This is a genomic window from Embleya sp. NPDC025285, from assembly GCF_055558835.1.
The window spans coordinates 170,391-194,479 of sequence record NZ_JBVHLU010000002.1; the positions used below are offsets into that span (position 1 = coordinate 170,391).

The 24,089-nt window shown below is 70.2% G+C and carries 21 protein-coding genes; 11 read left to right on the forward strand and 10 right to left on the reverse strand.

Annotated features, from left to right (window positions below; translation table 11 throughout):
* Positions 1 to 48: 48 nt before the first annotated feature.
* Positions 49 to 654, forward strand: coding sequence for a rhomboid family intramembrane serine protease (locus tag ACZ4FV_RS02325; RefSeq protein WP_395873321.1), 606 nt, complete (start codon positions 49 to 51; stop codon positions 652 to 654).
* Between the two features lie 88 nt (positions 655 to 742).
* Complete coding sequence (locus ACZ4FV_RS02330) at positions 743 to 1,741, forward strand: hypothetical protein (RefSeq protein WP_465321633.1); 999 nt, start codon at positions 743 to 745, stop codon at positions 1,739 to 1,741.
* 226 nt (positions 1,742 to 1,967) lie between these two features.
* Here the strand turns inward: ACZ4FV_RS02330 and ACZ4FV_RS02335 are convergent, their stop codons facing one another.
* Positions 1,968 to 3,743: an N-acyl-D-amino-acid deacylase family protein gene (locus tag ACZ4FV_RS02335; protein ID WP_465321634.1), complete on the reverse strand. Its 1,776-nt coding sequence runs from the start codon at positions 3,741 to 3,743 to the stop codon at positions 1,968 to 1,970.
* A gap of 94 nt (positions 3,744 to 3,837) precedes the next feature.
* Here ACZ4FV_RS02335 and ACZ4FV_RS02340 point away from each other — a divergent pair, with 94 nt between their 5' ends.
* On the forward strand, positions 3,838 to 4,740 hold the full coding sequence (locus tag ACZ4FV_RS02340) for an IclR family transcriptional regulator (RefSeq protein WP_395873324.1): 903 nt from the start codon (positions 3,838 to 3,840) through the stop codon (positions 4,738 to 4,740).
* A gap of 152 nt (positions 4,741 to 4,892) precedes the next feature.
* On the opposite strand, the gene ACZ4FV_RS02345 is transcribed toward ACZ4FV_RS02340, so the two are convergent.
* The 3 genes from ACZ4FV_RS02345 to ACZ4FV_RS02355 form a co-directional block, all read right to left on the reverse strand.
* Positions 4,893 to 5,330: a PLD nuclease N-terminal domain-containing protein gene (locus ACZ4FV_RS02345; RefSeq protein WP_402233862.1), complete on the reverse strand. Its 438-nt coding sequence runs from the start codon at positions 5,328 to 5,330 to the stop codon at positions 4,893 to 4,895.
* 91 nt (positions 5,331 to 5,421) lie between these two features.
* Positions 5,422 to 7,026 carry a mucoidy inhibitor MuiA family protein gene (locus ACZ4FV_RS02350; protein ID WP_465321636.1) on the reverse strand — a complete coding sequence of 535 codons (1,605 nt, stop codon included), beginning with the start codon at positions 7,024 to 7,026 and terminating at the stop codon, positions 5,422 to 5,424.
* Positions 7,027 to 7,028: 2 nt separating this feature from the next.
* Positions 7,029 to 9,143, reverse strand: coding sequence for a DUF4139 domain-containing protein (locus tag ACZ4FV_RS02355; protein WP_402233858.1), 2,115 nt, complete (start codon positions 9,141 to 9,143; stop codon positions 7,029 to 7,031).
* Between the two features lie 92 nt (positions 9,144 to 9,235).
* On the opposite strand from ACZ4FV_RS02355, the gene ACZ4FV_RS02360 reads away from it, so the two are divergent.
* The 3 genes from ACZ4FV_RS02360 to ACZ4FV_RS02370 all read left to right on the forward strand — a co-directional run bounded on the left by ACZ4FV_RS02360 (position 9,236) and on the right by ACZ4FV_RS02370 (position 12,309).
* Entirely contained in the window at positions 9,236 to 10,687 is a 1,452-nt protein-coding gene (locus ACZ4FV_RS02360) for a menaquinone biosynthesis decarboxylase (protein WP_402233856.1), read from the forward strand.
* Positions 10,666 to 11,598, forward strand: a complete 933-nt coding sequence (mqnP, locus tag ACZ4FV_RS02365) for a menaquinone biosynthesis prenyltransferase MqnP (protein ID WP_465321638.1) — start codon at positions 10,666 to 10,668, stop codon at positions 11,596 to 11,598. Before ACZ4FV_RS02360 ends, mqnP begins: the two co-directional genes overlap by 22 nt.
* Before the next feature lie 399 nt (positions 11,599 to 11,997).
* Positions 11,998 to 12,309 carry a hypothetical protein gene (locus tag ACZ4FV_RS02370; protein WP_465321639.1) on the forward strand — a complete coding sequence of 104 codons (312 nt, stop codon included), beginning with the start codon at positions 11,998 to 12,000 and terminating at the stop codon, positions 12,307 to 12,309.
* Between the two features lie 125 nt (positions 12,310 to 12,434).
* Here the strand turns inward: ACZ4FV_RS02370 and ccsB are convergent, their stop codons facing one another.
* From ccsB to hemL, 6 genes are all read right to left on the reverse strand, one after another.
* The gene (ccsB, locus tag ACZ4FV_RS02375; protein WP_395873384.1) at positions 12,435 to 13,448 is read right to left on the reverse strand and encodes a c-type cytochrome biogenesis protein CcsB; all 1,014 of its coding nucleotides are present in this window, start codon (positions 13,446 to 13,448) and stop codon (positions 12,435 to 12,437) included.
* Between the two features lie 44 nt (positions 13,449 to 13,492).
* The gene (resB, locus tag ACZ4FV_RS02380) at positions 13,493 to 15,205 is read right to left on the reverse strand and encodes a cytochrome c biogenesis protein ResB (RefSeq protein ID WP_395873331.1); all 1,713 of its coding nucleotides are present in this window, start codon (positions 15,203 to 15,205) and stop codon (positions 13,493 to 13,495) included.
* On the reverse strand, positions 15,205 to 15,939 hold the full coding sequence (locus tag ACZ4FV_RS02385) for a cytochrome c biogenesis CcdA family protein (protein WP_395873385.1): 735 nt from the start codon (positions 15,937 to 15,939) through the stop codon (positions 15,205 to 15,207). The genes resB and ACZ4FV_RS02385 overlap by 1 nt, the downstream gene beginning before the upstream one ends.
* Positions 15,940 to 15,965: 26 nt before the next feature.
* Positions 15,966 to 16,580 (reverse strand): TlpA family protein disulfide reductase, encoded by a 615-nt coding sequence (locus ACZ4FV_RS02390; RefSeq protein WP_395873332.1) that lies wholly within the window; start codon positions 16,578 to 16,580, stop codon positions 15,966 to 15,968.
* A gap of 178 nt (positions 16,581 to 16,758) precedes the next feature.
* Positions 16,759 to 17,439, reverse strand: coding sequence for a histidine phosphatase family protein (locus ACZ4FV_RS02395; protein ID WP_395873333.1), 681 nt, complete (start codon positions 17,437 to 17,439; stop codon positions 16,759 to 16,761).
* Between the two features lie 2 nt (positions 17,440 to 17,441).
* Positions 17,442 to 18,758, reverse strand: a complete 1,317-nt coding sequence (gene hemL / locus ACZ4FV_RS02400) for a glutamate-1-semialdehyde 2,1-aminomutase (protein WP_395873334.1) — start codon at positions 18,756 to 18,758, stop codon at positions 17,442 to 17,444.
* 294 nt (positions 18,759 to 19,052) lie between these two features.
* Between hemL and ACZ4FV_RS02405 the strand changes: the two genes are divergently transcribed.
* The 5 genes from ACZ4FV_RS02405 (at position 19,053) to ACZ4FV_RS02425 (ending at position 23,556) form a co-directional block, all read left to right on the forward strand.
* A complete protein-coding gene (locus tag ACZ4FV_RS02405) occupies positions 19,053 to 20,045 on the forward strand; it encodes a hypothetical protein (protein WP_395873335.1) in 993 nt (330 codons plus the stop codon).
* Between the two features lie 203 nt (positions 20,046 to 20,248).
* Entirely contained in the window at positions 20,249 to 20,680 is a 432-nt protein-coding gene (locus tag ACZ4FV_RS02410) for a hypothetical protein (RefSeq protein ID WP_020556484.1), read from the forward strand.
* Between the two features lie 85 nt (positions 20,681 to 20,765).
* A complete protein-coding gene (locus tag ACZ4FV_RS02415; RefSeq protein WP_465321642.1) occupies positions 20,766 to 21,503 on the forward strand; it encodes a TetR family transcriptional regulator in 738 nt (245 codons plus the stop codon).
* Positions 21,500 to 22,438: a TauD/TfdA dioxygenase family protein gene (locus ACZ4FV_RS02420; protein ID WP_395873337.1), complete on the forward strand. Its 939-nt coding sequence runs from the start codon at positions 21,500 to 21,502 to the stop codon at positions 22,436 to 22,438. The genes ACZ4FV_RS02415 and ACZ4FV_RS02420 overlap by 4 nt, the downstream gene beginning before the upstream one ends.
* Positions 22,439 to 22,668: 230 nt before the next feature.
* Positions 22,669 to 23,556: a helix-turn-helix domain-containing protein gene (locus ACZ4FV_RS02425; RefSeq protein WP_395873386.1), complete on the forward strand. Its 888-nt coding sequence runs from the start codon at positions 22,669 to 22,671 to the stop codon at positions 23,554 to 23,556.
* Positions 23,557 to 24,089: the final 533 nt, after the last annotated feature.

The following is a 24,089-nucleotide window of genomic DNA, read 5'->3' on the forward strand; positions in this document are numbered from 1 at the left end:
CTATTGTGGCTTCGTAGCGGCGGCACCAGCCGCAGGGGAGGGGTGTGCATGTCCCGCATATCCGTGTCGGGGGTCCGCGACGCGGCCCTGATCACCGCAGTGCTGATCGGCGCCGTCTGGGTCGTCCAGCTCGTCAACTACACGACCGACGACTCACTGCTCACCCACGGGATCGCCCCCCGGCGGGCGGACGAACTGCCGGACATCCTCAGCGCGCCGTTCCTGCACTTCGGCACCGGACACATCGTCTCCAACACCTTCCCGCTGATGCTGCTCGGCTTCCTGGCCGCGCTGCGCGGGGTCGCCCGTTTCCTCGCCGTACTGCTCACCATCACCCTGATCGGCGGTCTCGGAGTGTGGCTGACCGCGCCGGACCGATCGAACACGGCGGGCGCGAGCATCCTGGTCTTCGGTCTGTTCGGCTATCTGATCGTGCGCGGGTTCGCCGACCGCCGGGTGCTGGACGTGCTGATCGGCTTCGCCGTATTGGGCCTGTACGGCAGCTCGTTCGCGATGGGGGTCACCCCGCTCGCGGAGGGAGTGTCTTGGCAGGGCCACCTGTTCGGCCTGATCGGCGGCGTGTTGGCGGCGCTGGCCTTCCGCCGCCGACGCGATGTGTCGCAGCTCTCGCCCGCGGACCTGCCCGTCGGGTAATGGGGTGGACATCGCTGCCTACCATTCGGGTAGGCACCCTTGCACGCTTCGCCGTGCCATCGATCGTTTCTCGACCGGGAGTTCAACTGTGCGTTCGCTCCGGATATCCGCCGCGGCCCTGACCGTACCGCTGGTCCTGCTCGCCGCCGGCTGTGGCGAGTCGTCCTCGGGAGACCCCTTCAACAGCCTGGGCGGTGGCGGTGACGCCCTGGACCCCAAGGGCCCGTCGAACGAGGGACTGAGCGTCGAGGCGCTCTCCAAGCAGGCCGAGACCGGTTTCGACGACCTGACGAACCTGCGCGTCCAGGGCACCGGGAAGATCTACGACACCCCGCTCGGCCTGGACGTCAAGATCGGCACCCCCGAGCAGGTCGAGGGCAAGATCACCCTCGGGGACAAGCCGGTGGACCTGATCGGGGTCGACAAGACCGTCTACGTGCGGATCGCGCCCGGCACCGTGCAGACCCTCGTGGACCTGGGCAAGCGGGCCGAGGCCGCGTCCGGTGAGGCCCCGTCCGCCGACGACCTGGAACTGGGCGACGAGTTCACCAAGATGTTCGTCGAGGGCGCCAAGCTGGTCGAGGGCAAGTACATCAAGCTCGGCGACGGGAGCGCGGGCAAGCTCGGCCAGGACCTGCTCAAGGGCGGCAAGAAGCCGTCGCTGGACGGGCTGTTCGGCGGGTCGGACGGCTCGCCGTTCGGTGGCTCGGACAGCTCGCCGTTCGGCTCCGACTCGGACTCGGACTCGGACTCCGGCTCGGACTCGGACTCGGGCGACAAGCCGAAGCTGACCAAGGGTGAGACCACCGAGATCAACGGGACCAAGGTGATCCCGCTGATCTCCAAGGAGGACGGCGCGACCCTCACCATCTACATCGCGGCCAACGGCAAGCCCTTCCCGGTCCGCGTCACCGCCGACGACAAGAGCGACGGCACCAACGAGGTCTCCCTCGACCTCAAGTACTCCAAGCTCTCCGGTGGCATCTCCCCCAAGGCCCCGCCGGCCGGCGAGACGATCGACCTCAACGGCCTCCTGAAGTCCTTCGGCGGCGGCGGCGGTCTGTTCGGCGAGAACAAGACGGCCTGACCGGGCCGGCGGGCGGCAACGACCCGTTGACCGCCCGGCCTGTCGGCCACCCTCGCTTCGCCATCGGGACGCGGTTCCCGGTGCGTCGGCCCCGACGCCCGTAACGGGAGCCGGGGCCGACGTGTTCCACATGAAACGGCGGCGCGGGTCGGGCGGGTGATCCGCGGCTCGCCGTGGGGTGGCCGGGAGCGGAGCACGCCGACCGACGCCTGTGGGCGAACCGGCGCTACCGGGCCCCACGCACCAGGCGGCCCGGCCTCGCGCCGGTGTCGACGCCCGCTCGCCTCGTGACCTGGCCCGCGACGATCGTGGCCAGGTAGCCGGTCGCGTTCTGGAGCATGCGGCCGCCGCCGGCCGGGAGGTCGTGGACCATCCGGGGGCGGTGCAGGGTGAGGGCGTCCAGGTCGATCACGTTCAGGTCGGCGCGCTTGCCCTCGGCCAGCACGCCCCGGTCGGACAGGCCGTACAGGGCGGCGGTGTCCATCGTCTGCTTGCGGATCAGGAATTCCAGCGGCAGGCGCTCGCCGCGGGTGCGGTCGCGGGCCCAGTGGGTGAGCAGGAAGGTCGGCTGGGAGGCGTCGCAGATCATCGAGCAGTGCGCGCCGCCGTCGGCCAGGCCGAAGACGCTCGCCGGGTGGGTGAGCATCTCTCGGATCGCCTCGTGGTCACCGTCCGAGTAGTTGAACATCGGGACCATCAGCGTGGTCCGCGCGTCGTCCTCCAGTTGCAGGTCGTACAGCGTGGACAGCGGGTCCTCGCCGCGCGCCCGGGCGATGGCGGTCACCGTGCGGTCCGGCAGCGGCTCGTAGTCCGGGACGGTGTCCATCGGGTACATCCGGTCCAGCATGAACTGCATCGCCAGGTTGACCGAGTCGCCCGGGATGTTCGGGTCGCTGGGCAGGTCGCTCTCGGCCAGGATCGCCGCCTTGACCTCGGGCCGGGCCAACTCGGCCGCGAACGCCGCGTCGTCCAGTTCGCCGGCCACCCGCCGGTCGTCGATCGCCCGGAACGTCGGTCGTTTGCTGAACGCGTTGCGGGTGCCGAACCCGGTCAGCATCCCGAACGGGCGGCCCGCGATCTGCGGATGCAGCCGCGCGCCCGCCTCGTTCGCGGCCTGCGACTCGGCCATCAACTCGCGCCACAGCTCCGGCGCCGCGTTGACCTGGAGCAGCGCGAACGACACCGGCATGCCGATCTCGGCGGCGAGTCGACGCATCCAGGCCACCTCGGAGGCGGGCTTGACGATGTCCTCGCCGGACGAGCCGGTCGGGGCCAACTCGAAGACGGCCCGCCCGCCCGCGGCCATCGCCCGGCCCAGGCCGAAGAGTTCGTCCTCCGTGGCGAAGGTGCCGGGTACCGGCTCGCCGCCCATCGCCTTGTGCGCGACCGTGCGCGAGGTGGAGAAGCCCAGCGCTCCGGCCTCGATCGCCTCCTTGACGATCACCGCCATCGCCTCGATGTCCTCGGCCGTGGCCGGCTCGTTGCGCGCGCCCCGGTTGCCCATCGCGTACGCCCGCACCGCGCCGTGCGCGACCTGGACGCCGATATCGGCGGCGAACGTGCGCTGCTCGAGTACGTCCAGGTACTCAGGGAAGGTCTCCCAGCCCCACGTCATGCCCTCGGCGAGGGCCGTCCCGGGGATGTCCTCGACGCCCTCCATCAACCGGATCAGCCAGTCCTCGCGGCCCGGGCGAACCGGCGCGAAGCCGACTCCGCAGTTCCCCGAGACCACCGTGGTCACGCCGTGCGACGTGGACGGGTCGAGCACCTCGTCCCAGGTGGCCTGGCCGTCGTAGTGGGTGTGGATGTCCACGAAACCCGGCGTGACCAGGTGACCGGTCGCGTCGATCGTCTCGACCGCGTCGCCGTCCAGGGCCGGATCCGGGCCGTCGTGCCGGCGGACCGCGACGATCAGGCCGTCCCGGACACCGATGTCACCGACGAACCGGTCCGCGCCGGTGCCGTCCACGATCGTGGCGTTGATGATCTTGAGGTCGTACATATGAGCCTCCCCGGTAACGTGGGCAGACCGTACGGCTGCGCATTGTGCGAGTCAATATGCGCACTATGCGAAAAGATCCAGTAGGGTGCCGGCCATGGCCCCACGACCGTCCCCGCAGACCGACCGACTCGTCTCGCTGATCGACGCGATCGCCGAACGGCCGGCGGAGGGACTGACCCTGTCCGAGATCGCCCGGCATCTCGCGGTGACGCCCGCGACCTGCCATCCGATGCTCGCGAGCCTGACCTCGCTGGGCTGGTTGATCCGCCATCCGACCCGCCGCACCTACCGGCTCGGCCCGGCGCTGGTCGCGGTGGGCCGGGCCGCCGCGCGCGGGCTGGGCGTGCTCGACGTGGCGCGGCCGATCATGGCGCGGCTGCGCGACGAGACCGGCCTGTCCTGCTTCGCGATGACGCCCGGCGAACACCACGTGGCGATCGCCGAGGTGGTCCGCGCGCCGGGTCCCGAGTCGCACCGGCTGCGGGTCGGCGCCCAGGCGCCGATCACCCCGCCGCTGGGCATCGGCTACGTGCCCTGGGCGGACGAGCAGACGATCCGGCGCTGGCTCGACGAGGCGGACGGCCCGGCCGCGCGCGGGCGGATGTCGCGAGCGATCGACAACGCGCGGCACCGCGGGTTCGCGATCGAACTGGTCACCGACGTGGAGACCCGGCTGGGCGAGACGCTCGGCGAACTGGACGAGCACCTGGAGGGGCTGGACACGCTCGGCGCGGGCGCGTCGGCTGCCCGGCTGCGCACGCTCCTGGAGGAGATCGCGGCCGAGATCGGCGGCTCCGACGGCGGACAGATCGACGAGCTGGAACCGGACCGTGACTACCGGGTGGGCGCGATCAGCGCGCCGGTGCACGACCGGGACGGCGACCTGGTCCTGATCCTGAGCCTGCGCGGCTTCGCCCCCCGGACCGACGGACGGACGCTGGAGAAGACCGGCCGGCTGCTCGCGGACGCGGCGGCCGAGGTGGCCGCCGCGACCTGAGCGGCCTAACGCCGCACCCCGCCGCCGGCCGCACGTCCACCACCGCGGTCCTACGGCCGCATCGCGCACACGCCGCCGCCCAAGACCCGGACACACAAAAGCCGGCCGGGCCGCGATACGCGTCCCGACCGGCCGTGCGGCCGAAGCCCGGCTCAGTCCTTGTCCTTCGCGCGCCCTTCCGGGTTGTCCTGGTCGGGACTGCGCAGGTCGTCCTCGCGGTGCTTGAGGTCCTCTTCCCAGCGCTTGAGCATCTCGTCCTCGTCGCTGCTCGACGACGGGTCGCTCGGCTTGCGGTTGTCCTTGCTCAGGGACGACAGGAACTCCGGGTTGTCGTCCGGAGCGAGCTGCCGGCCCTGGGCCCGGCCGCCGAACCCGAAGCCGCCGGAGCCGCCTGGGGTGTACTCGCGCTTGGGGCGTCCGGCGGCGAACCAGCCGATCGGGCCGAGGAAGACCGGCCAGAAGAACAAGATGATGAAGACCCAGGCGATCTTGGGCAGGCTGCGGACCTTCTGCTCATCGGTGGTCAGACAGTCGATGAACGCGTAGATCCCGACGGCCAGGGGCAGCAGAAACAGCAGAACCCTGATCATGTGGCGGTCTCCCAGGCAGGTACTCGGCGCTTGGTACTCGGATGCGTCTCCTGTCCAGCGTAAACGGTCGGCTCCATGAACACCGGACCCCTCACAGCCCGGTGACCTTGCCCGACGCGTGCAGCTCGTACACGAGCGTGATCCGGCGCCGCTCGCCCGCCGTCAATCGCACGTCGTAGCGGACGATTCCCTGCTCGTCGACCGCGTCCGGCGCCGGTTCCGACAGGTCACCGCGCACCTTGACCTCGACCGCCGACACCTCGGACACCGGCACCCGCTCGCGCAACACCACCGTCCCGGGCGACTCGGCCTCCGGCGCGGCGATGTGCGAGAGGAAGACGGTCACCGTACGGGTGACCACCGTGCGCCCGGTGAGCGAGGCCGTCGTGCGCGATTCGGTCACGTCGCGTACCACCCGGAAGTCGTCCTCGCTGCCGAACGGCAACCGGACCTCCTCGCCCGGCGCGGCGAAGTCGAGTTGCCCGCGGCCGGCGTACCCGCTGCCGCGCACCAGTTCCACCGGGCCCGCGAGCAGCGCGTGACCGGCGTCGTTGGCGAAGCGCACCACCTGGCTCACGTACTGCGACAACTCGGGCGCACAGGCCGCCTCGGGCTCGCACGCCGCGGTGAACGTGGTCAGCCGGACCCGATGCGGCCGCCCGTCGGAGGGCACCTCCACCGGCGCGGGCGCGGCCAGCACCCGGACCTCGCCGCCGTCGTCCACCCCGGGCAGCTCGGCCGAGCCGCCCGCAACCCGGCCGACCGTGGCGATCTCCTCCTCGCGCAGGTCCACCTCGACCTGCTTCTTCTCCACCTGGGTGCGCTCGCGCAGGGTCAGCCGATCCTCGACCAGGCTCGGCGGCCGCGCGGCCAGGGTCGGACGCGCGGTGGACAGGGACAGCGCGACGCCGGACCAGTCCTCGCCGGTGCGCTGCCAGACCACCGCGTCGCATTCGAGCTCGATCGACCGGCGGTCCGGCGCGAGCGTCGCGCGGTAGGCGGGTCGCCACAACGCGCACGGAACCAGGTGCACCACCCGCAACTCGGCCGACCCGGTGCGCTCGGCCTCGATCACCACCTCGACGGTCGCGGTCAGCTCCGCGGGTTCCTGCTCGGCCACGTCGAGCGCCGCCCGCGCCTCGCGCAGCCGGCGTTCCACCGAGGACTGCTCGTCGGCCAGGGCGTGCAGTTCGGCGTGCCGGTCCTCGGCCTCGGCCGAGAGCCGATCCAGCTCGGTGGTCCAGCGCTCGGGCTCGGCCGTACCGAAGCCGGTCTGCTCGGCGATGTTGCGGCGCAGCTCGGTCCGGGCCTGCGCGATCAGCGTGAGCCGGGTGTGCAGCCGGTTCGAGTGCCGGGACAACGCGACGCGCCGCTCGTCCAGGTCGTGCACGAGCCGGCGCAGCTCGGAGGCGTCCGGGCCGGGGCCGGTCGCGGGCCTGGGCGTGTACACCCGCACCACGCGCGCGTCGATCGCGGTCGCGCTGCCGTCGTCGGCGATCACCTCGACCCGCAGCGACCGGTCCACGGCGAGCGGGGTCACCGGGCCGACCAGCACCCGCTGTACGCCCTCGGCCACCTCGATCCGGCCGGATCGGGTCACCTGCGCCCGGTCCTCCAGACAGGTCACCGCCGTGATCGGCAGCGGTTCCGGCTTGCGTTCGGCCGGCGTGCTCTTTTCCAGCGTCGGCTGAGTCATGGTCAGACCCTCCTGTTGCCGCCGACCACGGCCTTCGCTGCCGGGATCCGGATCTCGTAGCCACCGGTCAGGTTCTTCCGCTCGCCCGGGGCGAGTTCGACATGCCACACCCGCGCGCCCGGGACGTGCCGCCCGTCGCGCAGTTCGGTGTCCTGCACCCAGCGCGGCGCGCCGGCGTGCTCCTCGATCTTGACGTCCTTGTCGTCGGTGACCGGAACACGCTCCAGGATGTCCAGCCGGATCGGCCGGGCGAGGTGGTTGACCGCCTCGATCTCGATCCGGTGGTCGAGCACGGCCGTACCGCCGCGCAGACCCGCCGTCGACTCGCGCATGTGCGCGTTCCGCGACACCTGCACGCTCTCCACGACGCCGACGCCGACCCGTTCGCGCGCGCCGGGTGCGAGCGTCGGCAGCGGCACGGTCATCAGGAACTCGCCGGCCACCGAGACGTCCGCCGGGCCGTGGAGCAGCGCGTGCGCCGACGCGTTGGCGAGCACCACCGTGCCGAACACCGCGTCGTCCAGGGCCGGTACGCAGACGAACTCGGGCTCGAGCGAGACCTCGATCTCGCACACCGGGATGGTGTGCCACACCCCGTCGGCGGCCACCTCGGCGGGCGCCGTGGTGTCGAAGCGATAGTCGTAGGACCCGGCCGCGTCGCGCGGCGCGAGCGCGTGCTCGGGCAGCGTCAGCCGGGTCACCTCGTCGGCACGCCGGCGGTACTCCATCGCGGTTCCACCCGAACCGTACGGCGCGGCGCGCAGCCGGCCGCGGGCCTCGGCGTCGTCCGCGCCCCGCAGCTCCAGGGCCGCGTAGTCGAGGAGGTCGCTGCCGGGCTCGGGCTGCGCCGGCGGGGCCGGTTCGGCCTTCGGCGAGATCGGGTCCTCGTCGGCCGCCCCGTCGAAACGGGCGAGTTCGAAGGCGCCGCCGGGCGCGGAGCCTTCGAGCGCCGAGTCCTGGGACGCGGCGCCTCGGGCCCGGCGCGCCCTCGCGGCGGCGGGGCGCGGCGCGGGTGGCGGCGCGCCGAAGCCGCCGGCGACCTGCATCGGCGGTGGCATGGCCGCCCCCGGGGCGGCCGGGGTGATCGGCGCGGGCATCGGCGCCGCCCGATACAGGACCCGGTCCTCGGCGGCGAACTCCTCGGCCGGGGCCGCAGCCGCCCCGGCATACGCCGACCGCGCCGCCGGGCGCTTGGCCACACCCGCGTCGTAGCCCGCGAACAGCTCGGCCAGCCCGGCCGGTGGCTCGCGCCAACCCGCGTGCGCGGGCGCGCTCTGCCGGCGGCCCAGGCGCAGCGACTTGAGCTCGGGCAGGTCGGTGCTCCGGGCCAGGTCGGCGGTGGACAGGCCGAGCCGTACGCCGGTCCAGTCCTCACCGGTGCGCTGCGCGACGCAGGCCCGCATCACCAGCGTGCCGCCGGTCATCGCCTCGTCCAGGCGCAGCTGGTACATCGGCGCCCAGCGCGCGCCGGGCACGTGGTACTCCACGGCCAGCTCGACCGGGCCGGCTTCGCCGGAGTGCTCCAGGGTGACCACCGCGGTGCCGGACGCCTGGGTCCGTTCGGTGCGCTGCGCGCCGGACGCCGCGTTCAGCCGAGCCCGGAACAACTCGGTGTCGCGGACCGCCTCGCGCAGTTCGGCGTCGCAGACGCCGACGCGCTCGTACAGCGCCTGGGCCCGCTCGTCCGTGAACGCGGCCAGCTCCAGCAGCGCGGACACCGGTGCGGGGCGCGGCGGATCACCGCGGCGCACGGATGGCAGTACCGCCTGGAGCCCGGCGATCTCGGCCAGCTCGTCGGCCAGCCGCGCGCTTTTCGCGCGCAGCGCCCGGACCCGGGACTCGGCCGCCTCCAGGTCGAGCAGTACGGCGGGCAGGTCCGTTTCCTCCACCATCTCGACGTCGACCACGGGCCGGATGTCGGTGACCCGCACCCCCGTACCGCCGCCGATCACCCGCGCGCGCAGCCAGTCGCCGTACGCGGTGAGCGGGAATCCGGTCACCCGCACCCGCACCGGACCCGGTGGGCCGGCCGGCAGGTCCACGTCGCAATTCCGCACACACACCGCCCCCACGGCATGGACGACCACCGAACGCAATTCCGAAGCGACCGTGAGCATGTACCCCTCCTGCTCGGCACGAGGGACCAAGGTAGCCCGACCGGCCGGGTGCGCGTGCGGGTCCGGCGAGTCCGTATCGGATACTGGCACGCATGGCATACGGGACCTTGCGCGCTTTCCTGAAGGCACTGGAGAAGCGTGGTGAACTCAAGCGCGTACGCGCGGAGGTCGACCCGCATCTGGAGGTCGGCGAGATCACCGATCGGGTGAACAAGGCCAAGGGTCCGGCGCTGCTGTTCGAGAACGTCAAGGGCAGTTCGATGCCGCTGGCGATGAACGTCTACGGCACCGACGAGCGCATGCTGATGGCGCTCGGGCTGAAGAGCTACGACGAGTTGTCGGAGAAGATCGGCGGCCTGCTCAAGCCGGAACTGCCGCAGGGGTTCACCGGGATCCGCGAGGCGTTCGGCAAGCTCGGCTCGGTCGCGCACATCCCGCCGAAGAAGATCAAGGACGCGCCCTGTCAGCAGGTCGTGCTCAAGGGCGACGACGTCGACCTGGACCGCATCCCGGCGCTTTTCACCTGGCCCGAGGACGGCGGCTCGTTCTACAACCTGGGCCTGACCCACACCAAGGACCCCGACACGGGCGTGCGCAACCTGGGTCTGTACCGGCTCCAGCGGCACGACAAGCGCACCATCGGGATGCATTGGCAGATCCACAAGGACAGCCGCAACCACTACCAGGTGGCCGCCAAGCGCGGTGAGCGGCTGCCGGTGGCGATCGCGTTCGGCTGCCCGCCGGCGGTGACGTACGCGTCCACCGCGCCGCTGCCCGGCGACATCGACGAGTACCTGTTCGCCGGCTTCATCGGCGGTCGGCGGATCGAGATGGTCGACTGCGTGAGCGTGCCGCTCCAGGTCCCGGCCGAGGCCGAGGTGGTCCTCGAAGGCTGGTTGACCCCGGGCGAGATGTTGCCGGAGGGGCCGTTCGGCGACCACACCGGCTTCTACACGCCGCAGGAGCCGTTCCCGGCGCTGACCATCGACTGCGTGACGATGCGGGAGAAGCCGCTGCTGCAGTCGATCGTGGTCGGCCGGCCGCCCACCGAGGACGGGCCGCTGGGCAAGGCCACCGAGCGGTTCTTCCTGCCGCTGCTCAAGATCATCGTGCCGGACATCGTCGACTACGACCTGCCCGAGGCGGGCGGCTTCCACAACTGCGCGATCGTCTCGATCGACAAGAAGTACCCCAAGCACGCGCAGAAGGTGATGAGCGCGATCTGGGGTGCGCACATGATGTCGCTGACCAAGCTGATCGTGGTGGTGGACGCCGACTGCGACGTGCACGACTACCACGAGGTCGCGTGGCGGGCGTTCGGCAACACCGACTACGCGCGCGACCTGTTGTTGACCGAGGGGCCCGTGGACCACCTCGATCACGCGTCGTACCAGCAGTTCTGGGGTGGCAAGGCGGGCATCGACGCGACCCGCAAGCTGCCCGAGGAGGGCTACACGCGCGACGGCGGCTGGCCGGAGATGGTCGTGTCGGATCCCGAGACCGCCGCCAAGGTGACCCGCCGATGGAAGGAATACGGACTGTGACGTCCGCCGCGCTACCCGCACCCGGGGCTCCCTCGGAGGTGGGCCGGGTCAAGGCGTTCCTGCGCCTCGTGTTGATCGAGCACTCGGTCTTCGCGTTGCCGTTCGCCTATATCGCGGCCTTCACCGCGATGTACGAGAGCAACGAACGGCTGCACTACTGGGAACTGTTCCTGGTCACCGTGGCGATGGTCGGCCTGCGCACCTTCGCGATGGCCTGCAATCGGATCATCGACCGCGAGATCGACGCGCGCAATCCGCGCACCGCGTCGCGCGAGTTGGTCACCGGCGCGGTGTCGGTGCGCACCGCGTGGATCGGCGCGCTGGTCGCCCTGTTCTTCTACCTGGTCGCCGCCGCGCTGCTGAACCCGCTGTGCCTGGCGCTCGCGCCGGTCGCGGTGATCCCGATGGTGATCTATCCGTACGGCAAGCGGTTCACCAACGTCCCGCACGCGATCCTGGGCGTCGCGCAGGCGATCGGGCCGGTCGGCGCGTGGCTGGCGATCACCGGCGAGTGGTCGTGGCAGGCGGTCGTACTGGGCCTGGCGGTTGGCACCTGGATCGGCGGCTTCGACCTGATCTTCGGCTGCCAGGACGTCGCGGCCGACCGCGCGCACGGCGTCAAGAGCGTGCCCGCCAAGTGGGGCATCGCCGCCGCGCTGAACGCCTCGAAGGTCACCCACGTGGTGACCACGCTGCTGTTCATCTGGTTCGGCGCGCTCACCGGCGCGGGCTTCTTCTGGTGGCTGGGCCTGCTGATCGTCGGCGCGGCATTCGTATACGAACACTCGCTGCTCAAGCCGGACGACCTGTCCAAGCTCAACCGGGCCTTCTTCACCACGAACGGTTTCATCGGCATCGCGCTGTTCGTGTGCGCGCTGCTGGATCTGGGCGTGCGGGGCCTGCGGCCGTAGGCCGGGACGGCCGCCACCGAAAACGCCCGAGGCGCTCACCCGAGCCCGCCACGGCCCCCACGTCGCCCCTGCATCCGGACTTTTTCCGCCCGAGCCCACGCAAACTTTCGACCGCGCCCACTGCTCCGGCATCGGATGTGCCACCGAATGCCCGGGTACATGGGAGGCGCCATCCGCTCGGGGGCAAAAAACAGCCCGGGGCATGCACGGTCTGCCCGCGTATCACCCGTCGGCCGAGCCGGCGTCGGCGGAGCGCGGCGACCGATGATCTCGCCATGCGCCGGCGAAGCTTAGAGGTGCGCGGGAATGAGGTGGGACAGCGCTGGTGCACGAGCTGAGGAGGCGGTTGTGGCGAGTGAGCCGAATCTCGGACTCGCGGGGAAGGAGCCGTTGTTTCCCATGCCACCGGTAACCGAGCAGGCGCTGCGGGTGGCAGTGCTCTCGCTCGATCCGGTCGCGGCTGTTCGCTTCGAGCAGGAATTTCACGGTGTCTGGCAGGAGGCCGTGCAGACCGACAGCACCGTGCCCATGCACACATTCCTTCGACGCTGGGCCGTGTTCGTCGCGTTGCGGCGCATGCCCGCCCGGGCGCGTCGGCTACGCGAACTCGAACAGACGATCGCCGACGCGGACAGCTTGGCAGCCGCCCGTCCGGCTGCGGCCGAGATGGCCGCGATGTTGGACGAGGCCGCCCGCGAAGCCGCCGCGTGAACGACTGGACCTGAGAATACGAACCCGACGCAGAGCATGTGGTCGGCAGGTCGCCCGAACCCGGAACGGGTCCGGTCCCACACCGCGAGTGGTGTGGGACCGGACCCGTTCCGGTTGGTGACGCGTCAGACGCCCGCGTACGAGTGCAGCCCGTTCACGAAGATGTTGACGCCGTAGTAGTTGAACAGGAAGCAGGCGAAGGCGACCAGGGAAACGATCGCGGCCTTGGTGCCCTTCCAGCCGGCCGTGGCGCGGGCGTGCAGGTAGGCCGCGTAGGCGACCCAGGTGATGAAGGACCAGACCTCCTTGGGGTCCCAGCCCCAGTAGCGGCCCCACGCGTTCTCCGCCCAGATCGCGCCGCAGACGATGGCGAAGGTCCACAGCGGGAAGATGATCGCGTTGACGCGGTAGGCGGTCTTGTCCAGGGACGCCGCGCTCGGCAGCCGGGCCAGCTTCTCGTCGAAGCGGCCGAGCTTGTCGCCGCGGGCGACCTTGCCCTCGTACTTCTGCCGGAACAGAAACAGGATCGAGGCGAGCGCGCCGATGTGGAATGCGCCGAACGAGACGATCGCGGACGCGACGTGGATCCACAGCCAGTACGAGTCGAGTGCCGGGACCAGTTGCTCGGAGTCGGTGTACAGGACCGTCACCGCGACGCCGAGCGTGGTGAGCACCGGCAGCGTGACGAACAGGCCCAGCCAGCGCACCGGGTACTTCCACAGCAGCACCAGGAAGGCCGCGACCACCACCAGCGAGACCGAGGTGGAGAACTCGTACATGTTGCCCCACGGGGCCCGCTCGACCGAGATGCCGCGCGTGAGCACGGAACCGGCGTGCAGCAGGAAGCCGAGCACGGTCAGCGAGACCGCGACCCGGCCGATCCGGTCCGCGCGTTCGTCGCCGCCGGCCACGTTGCCCTGGTCGTCGGCGCCGGCACCGTCGTGCCCGCCCTCGCGCAGCACCACGACCGGCCGCTCGGCCAGCGCGACCCCGCCGGCCGCGCCGGCCTTCGCGGCGGGCTCCAGGACCTCGACCGACAGGTCGGCCGAGCGTTTGGCCACCGCGCCGCTGCTGCCGAAGGTCCATTCCATGCAATAGGCGAAGAACGCCATCAGGTAGACGGCGATCGCCGAATACATCAGCACATTGCTGAATTGGGCGAGGTTCTCGTTGACGCCCACGCTCACTCCTTGACCTTGGTGCCGGGTGAGTTCGCCGGCGCGGCCTCGCGCAACGCGTCCACGAACTCCTGTACCTCATCGCCGAGGCCCCCACCCTCGGTGCGGGCGAGCCCGCCGACCTCGACGACCGTGTGGCCGTCGGGACCCTCCACCGCGCGCACCCACATCCGGCGGCGGCGAACGAACAGTGACAGCACGAGGCCGACGATCGCGGCCACCACGCTGAAGAGCGCGAGCCCCTTGCCGGGCTCGCTGGCGACCTGGAAGTTGGCCCAGGTCTTGACGCCGTCGAAGGTGACGGTGCCTGCGCCGTTGGGCAGTTCCACGGTGTCGCCGACCTTGAGCGCCTGGCGCCACACGTCGGAGCCGTTCATGAACTTCGACATCTTGTCGGCCTTGAGCGCGTAGATGTTCTGCGGAACGCCCGAGTCCATACCCAGGTCGCCCTCGTAACCGCTGATCAGCAGCCGGGGGTTGAGCAGCGAGGGGAACACCGAGATCGGACCGCGCCTGGGGTCGACCAGCAGGTTGCCGTCCTGGTCCACCGGCGCGCTCGGCAGGAACTGCCCGTCGAAGCCCAGTTGTTTGAGGCCGGGGCTGACGTCGGGGACCTTGATCACGCCGGTCGAGGTGCGGTTGCCGTCCTGGGGCAGGAACACGGTGGGGCCCTTGTAGGCGATCTTGCCCTTGGCGTCGCGTACGGTCACCTCCGGCGCGTAGCCGGTGGCGATCATGAACACCTTGGTGTCGCCCACCTCCAGCGGGTGGTTGACCCTGATCTTCCCGGCCTTGTCCTTGCCCTCGTGCCCGTACCAGGACTCGATGTTCGCGGTGAACGACCTGGGCTCGCCGCGCTTGGCGCCGGTCGGCTGGAACTTCTGCTCGACCGACTCGAGCCGGAACCCGAAGGGCTCCAGGTTGTCCGCGTCCACGAGCGCGCCGAACTGGCGGTCGTCGTACTGGGTGAGCACGTTCGCGAAGCTGCCGCCCTCGACCACGATCTTGCCGCCCTTGACGCTGTACAGGCTGCCCAGGGCGAACGCGACCAGGATGCCGAACAGCGCGATGTGGAACAGCAGGTTGCCGCTCTCCCGGGCGTAGCCCTTCTCCGCCGCGATCGAGTCGGAGCTCGGGTTCAGCCGGAAACGGCGCTTCTTGAGCGCGACGCGCGCCGCGGCGAGCACCGTGTCCGGGTCCGCCGAGGTCTCCCAGCGCGCGTGCGCGGGCAGCCGGGTGAAGTTGCTCGGCGCCTGTGGCGGCTTGGCCCGCAACGTCTTGGCGTGCGCCCAGCAGCGCGGCACGATGCAGCCCGCGAGCGAGACGAACAGCAGGATGTAGATCGAGGCGAACCACCACGACGCGAACACGTCGAAGAGCTGGAACTTGTCCATGATCTTCGCGCGGTCGGGATGGTCCCGGAAGTACTGGCTGACCTTGATCGGGCTGACCGGCCGCTGTGGGATCAGCGTCGGCGGCGTGGCCGCGACCGACAGCAGGAACAGCAGGATCAGCGCGACCCGCATCGAGGTCAGTTGCCGCCAGAGCCAGCGCAGCCAGCCGAGCACGCCCAGCTGCGGTTGGCGGATCTCCTCGTCGCCGTCGTCCTGCGCGGGCGCGGTCGACATCCCGGCATCGGCCCTGGCCTCGGGCTTCGCGATTCCTTCGAGGTCGTCGTCGCGTGCGAGGTCGTCGTCGGTTCGGGTCTCCAGGCTCATCAGAATCCGATCGTGTATTGCCCGGCCCAGGACTGCATCTCACGCATCATCTGGTCCCACGCGCCGGTGAGCATCAGTACGCCGAGCAGCACGAGCATGCCGCCGCCCAGGCGCATCACCCAGACGTAGTGCTTCTTGACCCACCCGAACGCACCGAGCGCCTTGCGGAACGCGAGCGCGGTGACCAGGAAGGGCACGCCCAGACCCAGGCAGTAGGCCACGGTGAGCAGCGCGCCGCGATTGGCGCTCGCCTCGCTCACGGACAGGTTCAGCACCGCGGTCAGGGTCGGGCCGATGCACGGCGTCCAGCCGAGCCCGAACACCATGCCCAGCAGCGGCGCGCCGACCAGCCCTATGGCCGGCCGCTTGTGCACCCGGAACTCGCGCTGCATGCCCGGGAGCACGCCCATGAAGGACAGCCCGAGCACGATGGTGACCGCGCCGAAGACCTTGGTGATGGTCGCCTGGTGTGCCAGGAGCGTCTTGCCGAAGTAGCCGAACGCCGCGCCCATGGAGACGAACACGGCGGTGAAGCCGAGCACGAACAGCAGCGTGCCCAGGAAGAGTCGACCGCGCCGGGCATCCTTCAGATCCGCCCCGGAGACCCCGGTGACGTAGCTGACATAGCCGGGGACCAACGGCAACACGCACGGCGAGAAGAACGAGATCAGCCCCGCGAGCAGGGCGATCGGCAGGGCCGCGAACAACGACCCCGTGTAGACCGTGTTGTTCATCCCCTCGGCTGCGACGAGCACCTCGATCAGGCCTTCTCGTTCGGCACGGGCTCGTTCAGCACCGGGTCGATCATCGAGCGCAGTTCCTCGATGGTGACCGCCCGCAACACCCGCGCCGCGATCCGACCCTCACGGTCGATGATCAGCGTGCTGGGGATCGCGTTGGGGTTCAGGTTGCCGGTGAACTTGAGGATCTCGCGCGCGTCCGGGTCCCACAGGCTCGGGTAGGTGATGCCCTTGCTGTTGGTGAACGCGATCGCGTTGTCCTGGGTGGCGTCGCGGGTGTTGATCCCCAGGAACTGCACACCCTTGTCCGCGGTCTCGGTGTGGGCCTGCTGGAAGTCGGCCGCCTCGGCCCGGCACGGTGGGCACCACGAGCCCCACACGTTCAGCACCACGACCTTGCCCTTGAACTCGGCGAGGCTGATGTCCTTGCCCTCCAGCGTCTTGCCGGAGACCTTCGGAGCCGCGGTACGGTCGCCCGCCTTGGCCCGCACGATGCCGCTGTTGTCGCTGTCGACATAGCCCTTGCCGTCGCCGCTGCTCTTGCCGCCGGCACTCATCCCGCCGCAGCCGGTGAGTGCGAGCAGGGCCGCGGCGGTGAGCAGCGCGGCACGACGAGGCAGGCGGCGTGTGAGCATGTGAAAAGTTTCGCATGCCTCCGCGCCCGCTCCACGCGGGGTCCGTCGTGCCGCTGACACTGCTTCAGTTCATCCCGATTCGTCCTAAATAAATAGGGCACTATGCCCCGAATCCGCGGTTCTTCGTCACGCCCCGAAACCGCGCCTTCGTGTCATCCCCCGAAGTCGCGGCTTCGTGTCACGCCCCGAAGCTCTTGTTCTGCGTCTTGCCCGCGAGCTTCGCCGGCAGCAGATCCCGAGCCGGTTCGCTGTAGCCGACGGAGACGATCTTGTCCCCCTCGTAGGTGAACGTGGTGAGCGACGCGAGCGAGCACTGCCGGTTGCGCGGGTCGTGCCACAACCTCCGCCGCTCGACGAAGGAGCGGGTCACCCAGATCGGCAACTGGTGGCTCACGCACACCGCCTCGTGCCCACGCGCGGCGTCCCGGGCGGCGCCGAGCGCGCCCATCATCCGCACCACCTGCTCGATGTACGGCTCGCCCCACGACGGCTTGAACGGGTTGGTGAGGTGCTTCCAGTGCGTCGGGTTCTTCAGGGAACCGTCGCCCACTCCGAAGGTCTTGCCCTGGAAGATGTTCTCCGCCTCGATCAGTCGATCGTCGGTGGCGATCTCCAGATTGTGTCGACCGGCGATCGGCGCGGCGGTCTCCTGGGCACGCTCCAGCGGCGAGGACACCACGTGCGTGATGTCGCGCTCGGCGAGGTGGTCGGCGACCCGCTCGGCCATCTTGTTGCCCAGCTCCGACAGGTGGTAGTCGGGCAGGCGGCCGTACAGGATGCCGTGCGGATTGTGCACCTCGCCGTGGCGCATGAGGTGGACGATCGTCACGTCGCGGTTGGTCTGCGGCTTCTGAGCCATCGTCAGTTCTCCTGGGCACTCGCTGCGGCGCGGGCTGCGGCCGGCAGCGCGTCGAGGATACGGTTCACGGCCGCGTCGTCGTGGGCCGCGGACAGGAACCACGCCTCGAACGCGCTCGGCGGCAGGTACACGCCGGCGTCCAGCATCGCGTGGAAGAACGCGGAGAAGCGGAACGCCTCCTGCGTGCGGGCCTGGTCGTAGTCGTGCACCGGGCGATCGGTGAAGAAGACCGAGAACATGTTCCCGGCCGTGGACACCGTGTGCGCGACGCCCTCCTTGGCCAGGGCGGCCGACACCTCGGTGCGCAGCGCGAGGGAGACCGCGTCCAGGTGCTTGTACACCGCGTCGGTGCAGTACCGCAGAGTGGTGACGCCCGCCGCGGTGGCCACCGGGTTCCCGGACAGCGTGCCGGCCTGGTAGACCGGGCCGAGCGGCGCCAGGTGCGACATCACGTCGGAGCGCCCGCCGAACGCGGCGGCCGGGAAGCCGCCGCCCATCACCTTGCCGAAGGTGAGCAGGTCGGGGACCACGCCCTCGATGCCGAACCAACCCGCCTTGGACACCCGGAAGCCGGTCATCACCTCGTCCGAGACGAACAGCGCGCCGTGCCGCTCGCACAGGGCCTTGACGCCCGCGTTGAAGCCCGGACGCGGGGTGACCACACCCATGTTGCCCGGCGCGGCCTCGGTGATCACGCACGCGATGTCGTCGCCGTGGACGGCGAACGCCGACTCGACGGCGGACAGGTCGTTGTACGGCAACACGATCGTGTCGGCGGCCGAGGCCCCGGTGACCCCGGGCGTGTCCGGCAGCGCGAAGGTGGCCAGGCCGGAGCCGGCGGCGGCCAGCAGCGCGTCCACGTGACCGTGGTAACACCCGGCGAACTTCACCACCTTGGCCCGGCCGGTGAAGCCGCGCGCGAGCCGGATCGCGGACATGGTGGCCTCGGTGCCGGAGCTGACCAGGCGGACCTGTTCGACCGGGGCGACCCGGGAGACGATCTCCTCGGCGAGTTCCACCTCGCCGGCGCCGGGTGTGCCGAAGGAGGTGCCGCGCGCGACCGCCTCGCGGACGGCCTCCTGTACGGCGGGGTGCGCGTGGCCGAGGATCATCGGGCCCCAGGAGCACACCAGGTCCACGTATTCACGGCCGTCCGCGTCGGTCAGGTAGGGGCCTCGGCCCGAGACCATGAAGCGCGGCGTGCCGCCGACCGCGCGGAAGGCGCGCACCGGCGAGTTGACCCCGCCGGGGGTGACGGCCCTCGCACGCGCGAACAGGGCGGCGGAGGCGGGTGCGGGGTTCTCGTTGACAGAGCTCACCCGGTCATGCTCTCAAACAAACCGGGCACATCCGTCGCCCGCGGCTCGCCCGACGGGTGGACCAACCACATGGGCGCCGGGGAGGGTGTGCGCGGATTCGCGTTGGTTCCCGGGGATCCGCCAACCGAAACCGGGGGCGGGGAGCAGTATGATCGGGCGACCCGGACCCGTGCCCACGGGTGAGGCATGTCCGGCGGGGTGCAGCACGAAGATCGGGGTGCGCGCGTGGCGGCGAGAACACGTCGGGGTGGGCGGTCCGGGCGACACCACCGGATAGCCGGCGGTCTCGGACCGGTGCTGGCGACGCTGTTGACGCTGGCCGGGACGGCCGCGTGCGGCGGCGGGGACTCGGACGACGACGGCAGGACCGGGCTGCGCGGCGCGCTGGATCGGGTGCGCGACGACGAATCCACCCGGGGCTGGTTCGAGTACGGCGACACGGCCGCGATCAGCAAGGCCAACGGCGGTGGTGACTTCGCCGGACCCTACGGACCGCTGATCGGCACGGGCTACCCCGACCTGGCCGCGATGCGCGATCAGGTGGCGCCGGCCCTGGGCTTCGACCCGACCAAGGCGCACGAGGCCTGGTCCGCCGGCCGACCGCCGTACCAGGGTGGGGTGTTCGTCGGCGGCTTCGACAAGGGCACCGTGCTCGGCAAGCTCCGGGAACTGGGTGGCAAGCCGGAGCCGGCCGAGCCGAGTGTGCAGCGGCTGCGTCCCGACAACGAATTGAGCCTGGACGACACGCTGGCGCAGAAACTTCCGCTGGGCATCAACCACTTCAACGTGATTCGGGTCACCGACAAGCAGATCGGCTACGGCTCCACCGGGCGCGGCGCCGACCTCGGCCGGGGCGGCACGATGCTGGGCGCCGATCCCGTCGTGCGCGCGCTGGCGAACTGCCTGGGCAAGCCGCTGGCCGCGGTGATCACCGATCGCGTCGCCGGTGGCGAGCGGGCGAACGGGCCCAGGATCGCGGTCGGGGTGAGCGGCAAGGCGGGCGTCCCGGGCACCGACGTGATGTGTGTGGCCACCGGTTCGGAGCCGGCCGCCCGGGCCGAGGCCGATCGACTGCGCACGGTGTTCACCGGCGGCGGCAAAACCGCGCAGGGGGTGCCGTGGAGCACGGTGCTGGCCGACGTGCGAGCCGAGGTGGTCGAGACGAACGTGGTGAAGATCACCGCGCGTTCGGCCGGTTCGGTACGAACGGCGGTATTCGTCAAGGCATTGAACGACCTGTCGCTCGGGCAGACTTTCTCGGGCGGGCCGCCTGGCCGGGAGTCCTGACGCATGCCGGGGCGGGACCGGTTCCGAGTGGTGCACACCTGTTACTCAACCGCGGTACGGAATGCCCGGATGACCTGCGACGATCTTCAACGAGTCCCCTCGATCACCGACCAGACCGAGACAAGCGAGCAGGGAGCGATGGCGTCGGGCGCCACGGGTGTGCGCACGTGTCACGGAGCCGACCTCGGTCGGGAGGTGCACACGTGGGCGTGACATATGAGTACTTCGGCGCACCCGATCGCGCGACCGCGGCGCGGGTGCCTCCGCTGATCGATCCGACCGACACGGTGGAACGTCCCAGCAATTCCTATGTGTCGTTCGTGAAGCCGGAGACGGTCAGCGCGATGGTGCTGTCGCTGCTGGGGGACACCCCACAGGACGCGACGCCACCGCTGGAGCTGGTCGTGCTGCATCCCGCGCACGCGGTGATGCAGCTGCCGCCGATGCTGATGGACGTACTGCGCAACGCGACCGAGGAGGAACTGGGCGCGGCGGCCTTCATCTGGTCGACGTTCCCGGACCGGCGGGTGCCGCGCGACGCCTATCTGCTGTACCGGATGCTGCACGACTGGACCAAGTTCGCCCGCGAACTGCACCACGCCGGGCACCAGTTGTACTGCCTGATGCACTCGTGACGCGGCCGGACCCGGTACACCGGAGTAGACCCCTCCTCGATTAACCCACTTGAGTTATTAACCCAAGCGGTTTAACGTGCGATCCATGACAGGGACGCACGGCGCTTCGGCGTCGGACCGCGGTGCCGGCGCACGCCTTTTGATGATCGAGGCCGCGGAACGGCTGTTCGCCGAGCGCGGCATCAACGGGGTCTCGCTGCGCGAGATCGGCGCCCAGGCCGGGCAACGCAACACCGCCGCCGCGCGCTACCACTTCGGGTCGAAGGAGGCCCTGGTGGACGCGGTCTTCCGGCACCGGATGGAGCCGGTGAACGCGCGGCGCCTGGCGATGCTCGAAGAACTCGACCGGGCCGGGCACGGGCACGAAGCCCGGGGTCTGGTCGAGGCGTTCCTGTACCCGCTCGCCGACACCCTCGGCCAGGTGGGGAAACCGAGTTGGTACCTGCGATTCAGCATCCACGCCGCCTTCCTCCAGGGCACCGCGGTGCACGACCTGGCCCGGGAGGAGTGGACGCGCGGCGTCTACACCGTGCGCGAGCGCATGCTCGGCCTGCTCGCCGAGTTCCCCGCGCGCCTGCGGATCGAACGCTGGGTGCTGGTGTCGTCCTATCTCACCCACGCCCTCGCCGACCGCGAGATGGCGCTGCACCACCCCGGCGGGCGCACCCTCACCGACCGGGAGGTCTTCCTGGCGGGCCTGACCGACACCGCCGTCGCCCTGTTGCTGGCCCCGGTCTCCGCCCGGACCGAGGCAGCGCTCGAACGATCCACAGAGGTCCCGGCCGACCCGGGGCCTCGCGCCGATCCGGAGGTTCGACCATGACGAGCACCATCGAACAGCCCACCTACGAGGACCCCACCCCCGCCGCGGCCGCCGCGCTCGGCCTGGAAGTCCGGCCGCTGGCCGGGAACATCGGCGCCGAGATCTTCGGCGTCGACCTGACCGAGCCGCTCACCGACGAGGCGGTCGCCGAGATCCGCGCCATCTGGTTGAAGTGGAAGGTGGTGTTCTTCCGCGACCAGCACATAACCCAGGAACAGCACAAGGCGTTCGGCCTGCGCTTCGGCGAACTCGCCCCGGGACACCCGACGTTGCCTGCCGCCTTCCCCGAACACCCGGAGATCCTGCTGCTCGACAACGAGCAACTGGGCAAGGACGCCGGGGGCGGCTTCGTGGAGAGCCGCTGGCACACCGACGTGACCTTCATCCCCAACCCGCCGACCGCCTCGATCCTGCGTGGGGTGATCGTGCCGCCGTACGGCGGCGACACCCAGTGGGCCAACCTGGCCCTGGCCTACGAGCAACTGTCCGACCCGCTCAAGGACTTGATCGACGGACTGCACGCGGTGCACCACAACACGCTGCCGATCAAGCGCGGCGAACTGCCGGGCGCACTCGCCAAGCGCTTCCTCGGCGACGGGCTGCGCGCGGTGCACCCGGTGGTGCGCGTGCACCCGGAGACCGGCGAGAAGGTGCTGTTCGTCAACCCGAACTTCACCAGCCACATCCTGGAACTGACCCGGCAGGAGGGCGCGCACATCCTGGAGATGCTCTACGCGCACATCGCCGACGCCGCGTTCAGCGTGCGCTTCCGCTGGCAGCCGGGCAGCATCGCGTTCTGGGACAACCGGGCAACGGTGCATCTGGTACCCACGGACGTGCCGCCGGGCATGCGCCGTTCGATGCAGCGGGTGACCCTCCAGGGCGCCAACTCGGTCGGCCCGGACGGCGCGGAATCCTACGTCCTGAACACCTGAGCACCCCGAGGGACACCGATCGACCCCGCGCGTCCGGATCCGACGCTCCGCCACCTGACGGGGCGTCGGATCTGCCGGTCGGACATCAGCGAGGGGGCTTGTCGGGTCGGCCGATTCGACGCGATGCTGTTCTCCGGGTGGCGTTTGTGCACCACCCGTTTTGCGCCCTCGCTAGATGCGAGATCGCTGCCGACAGCCTTGGGGGGCGGCCGATGCCGACACGGGACCCGATGTTCCAGGGGCGCAGGCTCCGAGCGTTTCTTCGCCAGACACGCGAGGCGTGCGGGTACATCCAGCGGGACGTGGCGCTGGAAATGGATTGGTCGCTCTCGAAGCTGATCCGGATCGAGACCGGCCAGGTGAACATCTCGACCACCGACCTGAAGGCGCTGCTCCAGCACTACGGCGTGGTCGAGCCCGCCCGGGTCGCCGAGTACATCGACATGGCCAGGGCCTCGAAGCAGCGCAGTTGGTGGTACCAGTACCGCAACCACATCACCAACGAGTTCAAGGTGCTGCTCGGCTACGAGTCCTCGGCCACCGTCATCCGCAACTTCGAACCGCTCCTGGTCCCCGGCCTGTTACAGACCGAGGAATACGCGCGCGAGGTGCTGCGGATCATGTCCCCGCCGGACACCCCCGGCCTGGACGACCTGGTCGCACTGCGGATGGAGCGGCAGGAGCGGCTGATCCGACCGGACGGCCCGGCCATGCACTTCATCGTGGACGAGAGCGTGATGCACCGCACCGTGGGCAACGCGGCGGTGATGCGCAACCAGATCCGGCGGATGCGCGACTTCGGGGAGTGGCCGAACATCACCCTGCGGGTGATCCCGTTCTCCGCCGGCCTGTACTCGCGGGCCCGGATCGCCTACCAGCTCCTGGAGTTCCCGGACATCGAGGACGAGGCGGTGCTGTTCATCGAGAACCCCTCGGGCGACATGATCATCCGCGAGGGCAACCAGGAGGATCCGCCGGCCGTCTCGCCGCTGTCCTATCTGGAAACGTTCTGGGGCATCGAGCAACTGGCCTCGCGCGACCTGGCGCCGGCCCTGCTGGACACCGCCCTCGAACGCTTCGCCCCCGCCGCGGGACACCCGCCCACCGGCGGCGAGTAGACCATGTGCGGACGGCGTAGTGGCAGCAGGCCGGCTGCCTGCACGCGCGCTGCCAGGATGCGAGTTGAATACATCCCAAGAGCCACTTGGCTGATTGCGCGTTCCTGCGCATAATGACAAGAGGTATCCGTTGCTCGATGTCGATGAGCAGCACGGTTTCGCGGCGGCCACCGCGGAGCTTCGAACGAGTTGTTCCGAAGTCGGATTTCATGACTTTTCGGGGCAACTCGTTCTTTTTTGCATCGTCCCTCGCATAGCAGGATCGCCTCACTCTGGCGGAAGCGGACATCCCCATGCACAATCACAGATGAGGGCATAATCGCCGTCCACCCCGCCCCTGCACGGTACCCACCGTCGCCACGAAAGGACGCCTGATTAGGGAAAGGGGGTGAACTCGTGCAGGACGACTTCGAGAGGATGCTTCGCGTGATCTTTCTGCTGGTAGCCGTGGCCGCGGTGACAGCAGGAGCGCTCTATTACACGCTCCGGGCCGCCGGTCTGCTCACTCTCATCGCGTAACGGATACCAACCCA

Coding starts and splice junctions, on each gene's coding strand:
- ACZ4FV_RS02325 (WP_395873321.1), top strand. CDS start 49: ATGTCCCGCATATCCGTGTCGGGGGTCCGCGACGCGGCCCTGATCACC.
- ACZ4FV_RS02335 (WP_465321634.1), bottom strand. CDS start 3,743: ATGTACGACCTCAAGATCATCAACGCCACGATCGTGGACGGCACCGGC.
- ACZ4FV_RS02340 (WP_395873324.1), top strand. CDS start 3,838: ATGGCCCCACGACCGTCCCCGCAGACCGACCGACTCGTCTCGCTGATC.
- ACZ4FV_RS02345 (WP_402233862.1), bottom strand. CDS start 5,330: ATGATCAGGGTTCTGCTGTTTCTGCTGCCCCTGGCCGTCGGGATCTAC.
- ACZ4FV_RS02350 (WP_465321636.1), bottom strand. CDS start 7,026: ATGACTCAGCCGACGCTGGAAAAGAGCACGCCGGCCGAACGCAAGCCG.
- ACZ4FV_RS02355 (WP_402233858.1), bottom strand. CDS start 9,143: ATGCTCACGGTCGCTTCGGAATTGCGTTCGGTGGTCGTCCATGCCGTG.
- ACZ4FV_RS02360 (WP_402233856.1), top strand. CDS start 9,236: ATGGCATACGGGACCTTGCGCGCTTTCCTGAAGGCACTGGAGAAGCGT.
- mqnP (WP_465321638.1), top strand. CDS start 10,666: ATGGAAGGAATACGGACTGTGACGTCCGCCGCGCTACCCGCACCCGGG.
- ACZ4FV_RS02370 (WP_465321639.1), top strand. CDS start 11,998: ATGCCACCGGTAACCGAGCAGGCGCTGCGGGTGGCAGTGCTCTCGCTC.
- ccsB (WP_395873384.1), bottom strand. CDS start 13,448: ATGTATTCGGCGATCGCCGTCTACCTGATGGCGTTCTTCGCCTATTGC.
- resB (WP_395873331.1), bottom strand. CDS start 15,205: ATGAGCCTGGAGACCCGAACCGACGACGACCTCGCACGCGACGACGAC.
- ACZ4FV_RS02385 (WP_395873385.1), bottom strand. CDS start 15,939: ATGAACAACACGGTCTACACGGGGTCGTTGTTCGCGGCCCTGCCGATC.
- ACZ4FV_RS02390 (WP_395873332.1), bottom strand. CDS start 16,580: ATGCTCACACGCCGCCTGCCTCGTCGTGCCGCGCTGCTCACCGCCGCG.
- ACZ4FV_RS02395 (WP_395873333.1), bottom strand. CDS start 17,439: ATGGCTCAGAAGCCGCAGACCAACCGCGACGTGACGATCGTCCACCTC.
- ACZ4FV_RS02415 (WP_465321642.1), top strand. CDS start 20,766: ATGACAGGGACGCACGGCGCTTCGGCGTCGGACCGCGGTGCCGGCGCA.
- ACZ4FV_RS02420 (WP_395873337.1), top strand. CDS start 21,500: ATGACGAGCACCATCGAACAGCCCACCTACGAGGACCCCACCCCCGCC.
- ACZ4FV_RS02425 (WP_395873386.1), top strand. CDS start 22,669: ATGTTCCAGGGGCGCAGGCTCCGAGCGTTTCTTCGCCAGACACGCGAG.